General features: G+C 63.3%; 10 protein-coding genes. 6 read left to right on the forward strand and 4 right to left on the reverse strand.

The features are described 5' to 3' along the window. Positions 1-165 precede the first annotated feature (165 nt). From H5T60_08105 to tkt, 4 genes are all read right to left on the reverse strand, one after another. The gene (locus tag H5T60_08105) at positions 166-792 is read right to left on the reverse strand and encodes a DUF47 family protein (GenBank protein MBC7242391.1); all 627 of its coding nucleotides are present in this window, start codon (positions 790-792) and stop codon (positions 166-168) included. Between the two features lie 28 nt (positions 793-820). After that, a complete protein-coding gene (locus H5T60_08110) occupies positions 821-1,819 on the reverse strand; it encodes an inorganic phosphate transporter (protein MBC7242392.1) in 999 nt (332 codons plus the stop codon). A 41-nt stretch (positions 1,820-1,860) separates the two neighbouring features. After that, positions 1,861-2,745 carry an HAD-IA family hydrolase gene (locus H5T60_08115; GenBank protein MBC7242393.1) on the reverse strand — a complete coding sequence of 295 codons (885 nt, stop codon included), beginning with the start codon at positions 2,743-2,745 and terminating at the stop codon, positions 1,861-1,863. 149 nt (positions 2,746-2,894) lie between these two features. Further along, the gene (tkt, locus tag H5T60_08120; protein ID MBC7242394.1) at positions 2,895-4,895 is read right to left on the reverse strand and encodes a transketolase; all 2,001 of its coding nucleotides are present in this window, start codon (positions 4,893-4,895) and stop codon (positions 2,895-2,897) included. A 169-nt stretch (positions 4,896-5,064) separates the two neighbouring features. Between tkt and H5T60_08125 the strand changes: the two genes are divergently transcribed. The 6 genes from H5T60_08125 to H5T60_08150 all read left to right on the forward strand — a co-directional run bounded on the left by H5T60_08125 (position 5,065) and on the right by H5T60_08150 (position 8,773). Then, the gene (locus H5T60_08125) at positions 5,065-5,238 is read left to right on the forward strand and encodes a hypothetical protein (GenBank protein MBC7242395.1); all 174 of its coding nucleotides are present in this window, start codon (positions 5,065-5,067) and stop codon (positions 5,236-5,238) included. Continuing rightward, on the forward strand, positions 5,235-5,519 hold the full coding sequence (locus H5T60_08130; GenBank protein MBC7242396.1) for a hypothetical protein: 285 nt from the start codon (positions 5,235-5,237) through the stop codon (positions 5,517-5,519). The genes H5T60_08125 and H5T60_08130 overlap by 4 nt, the downstream gene beginning before the upstream one ends. Before the next feature lie 28 nt (positions 5,520-5,547). After that, entirely contained in the window at positions 5,548-6,105 is a 558-nt protein-coding gene (locus H5T60_08135) for a YbhB/YbcL family Raf kinase inhibitor-like protein (protein ID MBC7242397.1), read from the forward strand. Positions 6,106-6,116: 11 nt separating this feature from the next. Next, entirely contained in the window at positions 6,117-7,103 is a 987-nt protein-coding gene (locus tag H5T60_08140) for an NAD-dependent epimerase/dehydratase family protein (GenBank protein ID MBC7242398.1), read from the forward strand. A 116-nt stretch (positions 7,104-7,219) separates the two neighbouring features. Then, positions 7,220-8,119, forward strand: coding sequence for an endonuclease/exonuclease/phosphatase family protein (locus H5T60_08145; protein ID MBC7242399.1), 900 nt, complete (start codon positions 7,220-7,222; stop codon positions 8,117-8,119). A gap of 135 nt (positions 8,120-8,254) precedes the next feature. Then, on the forward strand, positions 8,255-8,773 hold the full coding sequence (locus H5T60_08150) for an HNH endonuclease (GenBank protein MBC7242400.1): 519 nt from the start codon (positions 8,255-8,257) through the stop codon (positions 8,771-8,773). Positions 8,774-8,796 lie beyond the last annotated feature (23 nt).

Below are 8,796 nucleotides of genomic sequence, written 5' to 3' on the forward strand. Positions count from 1 at the left end.
TTGTGCCGCCTCTGGCCATGTTTTTCCTTTGGCGGACAGGGTGACCTCGCCCCTGGTGTTATGTATGGGCAGGTTCTATCAACCGGCGCCAGGGAGGCGCGCGGGAAGGCGCCGTGCGGAAGCGTGGGCCCGAGGCGCGGTGGGGTGCCGCCGGCCGGCGCAGGCTCAGGTGGTCTCCACCACAATGTCTCCGATGATGTTGGCCGCCTCGTCCCCGCGGTCGGCGCAGTTGCTGATATGGCGATACACCTCGCGAAGCTTCAACATCTGGACTACTTTGTTCAAATCAGAAGGGTCCCGGAACAGGTCTGCCAGCGCCTCGCGATAGGCGTTTTCCACCCGGTTCTCAATATCCTTGGCCCGCACCGCATGCTCCGCCGCCACCTTGGGATGCTCCTGGAGCCTCTGCATCGCCATGTAAATTTCCCGGGCGGCTTTGGCCAGCAGTGCCGTCATATGACACAGGTGCTCGTTCGGCTCCACGTTCAGGATTTGCATCTCATCCACAGTGGAATAGGCGTAGTCGAGGATATCATCGATGGCGCGCGAGAGCCGAAAGATGTCTTCCCGGTCGATGGGCGTCACGAAGGTGCGGTGAAGCTCGTCGATCAGGATGCGCCGCAGTTCGTCGGCATCTTTCTCCGCCTGGATGACGCGCTGAGCATGGGCTGGGTCGCGGGTTTTCATATATTCATGCAGGGCATCCAGCCCAATGGCGGTTTGCTCCGCCTGTTGGATGAGCAGGCGGATGAAGTTGTCCTGTCTCGGCTTGAAGAATTCTTTCAGTCCCATAGGAAACCCCCTTGTGCTAAGCGAACCCTTAGGGTGCGCGAACCAGGAGAGAAATCGGCATGTACAGCAGGGCGGCCAGTATCGCTGTGACGGGTATGGTCAGCACCCAGGCGATGAGGATGTCCCGGCCGACCTTCCAGCGCACCTGCGAAATGCGTTGGCCGGAGCCGGCGCCCATGATGCTGGAGCTGACCACCTGGGTGGTGCTGACGGGGCCGCCGAGTATCGAGGCAGCCATGATGATAATGCCCGACGTTACCTGGGAGGTGAAGGCGTGCATGGGGCGCACCTTATAGAACTTGGCGCCCAGGGTCTTGATGACGTTCCAGCCGCCCATGTAGGTGCCCAGGGCGATGGCGCCGGCGGCCGACAGAATGACCCAGGTGGGCACTTGGAAGCTCGGCAGAAGGCCGGTTGCCACCAGGCCCATGGTGATGACGCCCATCGTCTTCTGCGCGTCGTTGGCGCCGTGGCTGAGGGCCAGGCCGGCGGTGGTGAGGATCTGCGCCCGCTTGAGCCAGTGGTTGATCCGCGGCGATGCGCCGCGCGCCAGGAACAGGAACAGTTTCATCATGATGTAGCCGCCAATCAGCCCCAGCAGGGGTGACACGAACAACGAGATAAGCACGGTGATCAGGCCGTCCATCTTCACGATGGATACGCCGTACCCGAACACCGCCGCCCCCAGGATGCCTCCGAGCAGGGCATGCGAACTGCTGGCTGGAATGCCCAACCGGATGCCGATGATGTTCCAGATGATGGCGGCGAGCAGGGCGGCCAGCGTGACAGCGATGGTGATCGTATTGGCGGCCACGACTTTATCGCCAACGGTGGTGGCAACCGAAACACCGAAGATCAGCGGCCCGACGAACTCACACAGCGCGGTAAGCACCATCACCCGCCGTGGGGAGATGGCGCGCGATGAGATAGCAGTCGCCACGATGTTGGCGCTGTCGTGCATGCCGTTGAAGAAGTCGAATCCCAGCGCAATGACGACCAGGATGCCGGCCAGAACCGTTGATGACATCTGCTTGCTCCTGTCGTGCGAAAAACGATGGTGTCGGGATGTTACGCACCCAGTAAGGCCAGGATGTCCTCTGCCCGTTCCAGAATTATATCCACCCCCGCCGGCGCACCCTCCCGCGGCATGCGGTCCCTCACTACCATGGCGAACAGGCACGGGGGGCCGGCATACTGCCGGCGGTAGTTCTCCATCATCTGTAGGTCATCGCCGGTGTCGCCTATGTACAATGCGCGGCGCGGCTGGAGGGCTTCCAGCGCCATATGCAGGGCGCGCGGGTCGGGTTTGCGCACGTGGTCGGCGGTGACGATGCCGGCAAACGCCCTCTCGTCCCATCCCAGCGTCTCCAGGGCAACCCCAAGCTCGATATGGTCGCGCCCGGTGATGATGCCGAAGCGCTGGACGCCGGCGGCCCTCAGCCGCTGAAGGAAGTCGGCCGGCACCAGGGCACGTTCCTGCCGCACGAACCCCGGCCCGTGATAATACAATGCCCGCAGGCCCATCTTTTCGGACAACAGGTCCTCTCCCCAGAAGTATTCCAGGCAGAGCTGACGGACCTGCTCGAAATCGAGCGGAACATGCGGGAAGTAGTGTGCCCGCACCCAATCCACACCGCGGCCGGCGCTCTCCCGGGCAATGGCCGGCAGGTCCGGACGTGCCTCGCCCGGCCAGGCCAGCAGGATGCCGGCCAGTGTGTAGCTGAGCACCCAGTCGTCGTTAAAGCCGCCGGCGGCCTTGAAGGCGCGGATATCGTGATCTTCGACCTGGCTGAGGCCCTCCGGCCGGCGGTGCATGAGATGCACGACATGACGCACAACCGCTTTGATGGTGGCGGAGTAGCTGGTGGAATCGTCAATGAGCACCCCGTCCACGTCGAAGATGACAGTGTCACACTGCAGGGGCAGATTCAGTCCTTCGCGCGTCCAGCTCACGGCAGGAATCCACTTACTGGAAAGTAAGAAAAAGTATATACCATTCTCTGTTTTCGTCAAGTGCCGCCTGTCTGGTATATACCAGGTACCACATGAAAGGGAAACAGAAAACCCGCGGGGGATAGCCCCGCGGGTCGGGACTTTTCCCCTTACATCATGCTGAGGGCGATGCGCACCACGTTGTCCACGGTGAAGCCGAACTTTTCTGCCAGGACCTCCGCCGGCGCCGAGGCGCCGAAACGGCCGTCTATGGTCAGGGTGCGGCCGGCCTCGCCGATATATTTGCACCAGCCCTGAGAGGTGCCGGCCTCGATGACCAGGCGGCGGCGCACGGCCGGCGGAAGCACAGCATCGCGATATTCCTGCGGCTGGGCGTCAAAAAGCTCCCAGCTCGGCATGCTGACCACGCGCGCCGCGATACCCTTTTCGAGCAGTGCTTTCTGGGCGCCAAGCGCCAGATGCACCTCGGAGCCAGTGGCGATGAGGATCATGTCCAGGGAAGGTGTGGGCGGGTCGGAAAGCACATAGGCGCCGCGTGGCAGATCTTCGGCGCAGTGCTGTTGGGTTTGCGGCAGGATGGGCAGGTTCTGCCGGGAAAGGATGAGCGCAGTTGGGCCTTCCCGCCGCTGGAGGGCGACCTTCCAGGCGATAACCGTTTCGTTGGCATCGGCCGGCCGGATGACCACCAGATGGGGGATGGCGCGCAGGGCGGCCAGGTGCTCGATGGGCTGATGGGTGGGGCCGTCCTCACCGAGGAAGATGCTGTCATGGGTGAAGACATAGATCACCGGCAGTTCCATCAGGGCCGCCAGGCGGATGGCCGGCCGCATGTAGTCGGAGAAGACCAGGAAGGTGCCGCCGTACGGGATGGGGCCTTTGTGCAGGGCCAGACCGTTGAGGATAGCGCCCATGGCGTGCTCGCGCACCCCGAAGCGCAGGTTGCGGCCGTGGTAACTGCCGGCCTGGAAATCGCCGGCGCCCTTGAGGTAGGTTTTGTTGGAGGGCGCCAGGTCCGCCGAGCCGCCCATCAGGGTGGGGAGGTAGGGCGCGATGGCGTTCAGCACCACGCCGGAGCTGTTGCGGGTCGCTTCTTTACCCTCCGAGCGCAGGGGCGGCAGATGCTCTTCCCATCCTGCCGGCAGTTGATTGTTCCACAGGGTTTGCAGAAGCTCTGCCTCTTTCGGGTATTCCCGGGCATAGGCGGCAAAGCGCTCCTCCCACGCCTGGCGTTCTGCCGTCCAGCGCCGGCGGAAGTCCGCAAAGAGCGCGTAGACCTCTTCCGGTACATAGAATTCCTTGTCCGCCGGCCAGCCCAGGTTCTGCTTGGTGAGGATCACCTCCTCCTTGCCCAATGGGGCGCCGTGCGCCTCGGGGTTGTTCTGCAGGTTGGGACTGCCGTAGGCCAGGATGGTCTTGCAGATAATGAGGCTGGGGGCATCTGCGCGTTGTTGGGCCTCGCGGATGGCCTGGGCGATGGCCGGCCGGTCGAACCCATCCACGTGCTGGACATGCCAGCCGTAGGCTCGGAAGCGCATGCCGACATCCTCGGTAAAGGTGATGTCCGTCTTGCCTTCAATGCTGATATCGTTGTCGTCGTAGAGCACGATGAGTTTGCCCAGCTTGAGATGGCCGGCCAGCGAGGCGGCTTCGCTGGAGATCCCTTCCATCAAGTCGCCGTCGCTGGCGATGACATACGTATAGTGGTTGATAATTTCATGCCCGGGGCGGTTGAACGTGGCGGCCAGGAAGCGCTCGGCGATGGCCATGCCGACCGCGGTGCTGATGCCCTGGCCGAGGGGGCCGGTAGTGACTTCGATGCCGGGCGCGGCGCCGTATTCCGGGTGTCCGGGCGCCTTGCTCCCCCACTGGCGGAAGGACATCAGGTCTTCCAGGGTCATGTCGTAGCCGGCCAGGTGCAGGAGCGCGTAGAGCAGCATGGCGCCGTGGCCGGCGGAGAGGACGAAGCGGTCCCGATCGGGCCAGTCGGGACGGGTCGGGTCATGCCGCAGGAAGTCCGCCCACAGGGTGTAGGCCATGTCCGCCGCGCCCATGGGCATGCCGGGGTGGCCGGAGTTGGCGCGCTGTACCGCGTCGATGGAAAGCATGCGGATGGTATTGACCGCCAGGTCATCGAGGGCCGATGTACGCATCATGCTTCACCGCCTTTCTGGCAAATGGGTTGGCAAGGATATCGCCGGCATTATACCACAGGGGGAGTGAAAGCGGGAAAAATGCCGGCGGATGGTTGCGGGAGCCGGCCGCTGTGGTATACTTTTTTGATAGAGAGCCTCAGAAGGTACAGCCGGGGAGGTAGGGCAAATGCGGTTCGACCCGAAGGGCTTGCCGGTGCTGATCGCCGTGGTATTGGTGATATTGAACTTCGTGGTGCAGTTTTTCCCCGCCCTGGGTGTCCTGGCCACCAGTGACCTGCTCCTGCATGTGGGGGTGATCATTGGTCTGCTGGGCATTATTGTCGGAGATGCGATCTCATGAGCAGGAACGCGGCCGGCTACGGTAAGAACGAGACTCACCTCTATATGGTCATCTTCCACGTCAACGATGACCTGGCGTTCTTCAACGCCGCGCTGAAGATGGCGCGCCGGCGGCCGCCTGGCATCCGCCTCCGCCATTGGTTCATGAGCGCGGACGGCCTCACGAGCTATGCCATTTGGGAAGCGGCAGAGCCGCACTTTCTGATGGGCATTCTGGATGTGGAATTTGACCAGGTGGCGGAGTATGATCTGAGCGAGGTGCATCTGCTGTGGGGGGAGTAAAGGCTTTTCGCACGAAAGGAGGATGGGCATGTCTGCCATGCGCCGGCTTCTGCATGTGCTGATAACTGCCGGATGGATCATCATCCTTGCCGGCTGTGCCCGCACCACGCCCTCCGCGCCGGCAGTATCCCTTTCCCTTACCAGCCCGGCCTTCGCGCACGGCCAGCCTATTCCAGCACGCTTCACCTGCGACGGCGAGGATATCTCCCCGCCGCTGAACTGGGGCGAACCGCCGGCCGGCACGCGCAGTTTCGTCCTAATCATGGATGATCCTGATGCGCCGGCCGGCACCTGGACGCATTGGGTGCTCTTCAATCTCCCGGCGGGAGCGCGCTCCCTCGAGGAGGCAGTGCCGGCGCTGGAGACCCTCACCAGCGGCGCCCGACACGGCAAGAACAGTTGGGGCAAGTTGGGGTACGGCGGGCCGTGTCCGCCGGCCGGCACCCACCGCTATTTCTTCCGGCTCTATGCCCTGGATATTTTCCTTGACCTGGTGCCTGACGCCGCCAAAAAGGATGTGCAGTCGGCCATGCAGGGACACATCCTGGCGCAGGGAGAATTGATGGGCACCTACGCGCGGCGCTGACGAGGGGCACGGTGAGGGTTTTCGTTACCGGTGCGACGGGCTTCATCGGCCGGCATTTCATCGCCCGCCTGCGCCACACCCCGCATGAGATAACCTGCCTGGTACGGCCGGGGAGCCGGCTGGAATATCTGCAAAGCGCCGGGGCACGCCTCGTGTTCGGCGATATCCTCGATAGGGAAGCCGTGCTGGCCGGCATGCAGGGGCACGACGCGGTGGTGCATCTGGCGGCGCTGTATTCTTTCTGGGAACGCCGGCCGCGCTGCTACTACGATGTCAATGTCGAAGGCACGCGCCGTGTGATGGAGTGCGCCCTGCAGGCCGGCGTGTCCAAAGTTGTCCTGGTCAGCACTTCCCTGGTATATGGCGTACCGCTGCAACGTCCATTCCGGGAGGATGCGCCGGCCGGCAGGCGTTTGCTGAGCGCCTATGCCCGCAGTAAATATGCCGGCGAGTGCATTGCCTGGGAGCTTCAGCGCACCTCGGGGCTTCCTCTAGTTGTCCTGTATCCGGGCGGTGTGCTCGGCCCGGGAGACGTGAAGGCCAGCGGTCAGTATGTGCGTCAGTTGGTGAAGCGGGAACTGCCGGCGCGCGTCTTTGAGGACAGCGTCATCACTTGGGTGCATGTGCGGGATGTGGCGGAGGCGATCATCCTGGCGCTGGAGAAACCGGACACCATTGGCGAGCGGTATCTGCTGGGCAAGGAGCGCCTCTCATGGGGAGCGTTCAACCGCATGGTGAGCGAGATGGCCGGCGTGCCCCTGCCTCGTCTGGTCATGCCCACCCCATTGGTGTTGGCCGCCTCTATGCTGGCGACCGCCTGGGCCTATCTCAGCGGCCGGCCGCCCATTTGGCAGTTGGCGTGGGATTCCATCCGCACCATTCGCGCCGGCCTGGAGTTTGATGGTTCGAAGGCAGAGCGCGAGCTGGGACTGCGCTATACCCCCATCCGCCAGGCGCTGGCGGAAATGATCGCAGAGATCATTGATGAGAGCAGGTAGCGATTTCCCCCAAACCTTCAGGAGCGCAGTATGAGACTCACCGTGGCGCAGTTGAACCCCATTGACACGGCATGGCGGAAATGGTGAGGCTTCATCGCGGCGTCCGAACCCTCCTTGTGGTACTGGCGGCCCTTGCCCTGATAGGGCTCTGGGTCTCACAGGTCAGCCGGCCGGGGAATGTCGAGGGATGTCCCGTCGGATGTGCCAGACCGGGGGATGGCCGGCCATCCCCCGAGGTGCGCATTGCCTCCCTCAATCTCCTGCACGATTTCCCCCGCTTCGGGTATATCCATGAGCGCCTGGAGCTGGTGGCGCGGGAAATAGAGGCACTGGATGCCGACATCGTCCTTCTGCAGGAGGCGGCCTGGACACCGAAAACGGGATTGGTGGCGCGCCGGCTGGCGGAACGCCTGGGCATGAATTACGTGTACGCCCGTGCCAACGGCAACCGCTGGGCGATACTTTTTGAGGAGGGGGAGGCTGTTCTCAGCCGCTATCCATTGGAAAACGCCGGCGTCCAACTGCTGGAACCGCGGCCGGCCCCCTTTGAACAGCGTATCGCGCTGTATGCAGCCGTGCGCACGCCCATCGGCCCGCTGACGGTGGTCTCCGTGCATCTGACGACGCAGGAGCATCCCGAAGCGAATGCCGGGCAGATCGCGTTTCTGGCACAGTGGGTGAGAGGTCTGCCGCCACAGCCGGTTGTGGTGGCCGGCGATTTCAACGCCGCTCCGGATATGCCGCAGATGCGGCTTTTGGATCCCGAATGGCTGGATACGTGGCGTGCGGCGCACCCGGACATGGAAGGATTCACCTGCTGTGTGGACTCGCTGACCGCCGGCCCGCAGGAGCCGATGGAAAAGCGCATTGATTATGTGTTCCTGGCCGGCGCCGGTGCAGAAGAACTGCGCGTGGTAGAGGCCAGGCGGGCGTTTGATCGGCCACAGCCGGCCGGCGGGGGCTGGCTGTGGCCTTCGGATCATGTCGGCGTATTCGTGGTGCTGGCGCCGCGCTGAAGCCCGGTGACAGTCACCTACATGCTGGCTGGTTGTAAGAGCTCCCGCACATTTGACAAACTGCATGCCGGCGGGGTAGAATGCGGTTCGAATTGGGAAATCGCCTTTTGTCACGCTTCGGTCGAGGCAGGATGTATGAGTGCCGTATCTCAACACAGCGTGCTGGTGCTCAACGCCACGTATGAGCCGATCAATGTGGTCTCGGTGCAGCGCGCCATCGTCCTGTTGTTGAAGGAGAAGGCCGAGATTGTCGAGGCCCTGAACGAGGAACTGCGCTCTGCGAACGGGGTGATGCCTATGCCGGCGGTGATCCGGCTGGTCTATTACGTGCGCATCCCTCGCCGGCTGGGAATCCCGCTGACACGCCGTACCATCCTGGCCCGCGACCATTACACCTGTCAGTACTGCGGCGAAACCCCTGGCAGGGCCGAGCTGACGGTGGACCATGTCATCCCGCGCTCGCGCGGGGGCGAGACCACCTGGGAGAACGTGGTGACGGCCTGTCAGCGCTGTAACGTGCGCAAGGGCAACCGCACGCCGGAGGAAGCCGGCCTGACCCTGCGAAACCGGCCCGGCCGGCCGCGCTTCATCGCCCTGGCGCTGGTGTCCCACTCTGTGCCCAACGAAATTTGGCGCAAGTATCTCAGCTCTTGAGCCCCATACCATAGGCCTGATTT

The sequence above is a fragment of the Anaerolineae bacterium genome (genome assembly GCA_014360855.1).
GTDB lineage: Bacteria > Chloroflexota > Anaerolineae > JACIWP01 > JACIWP01 > JACIWP01.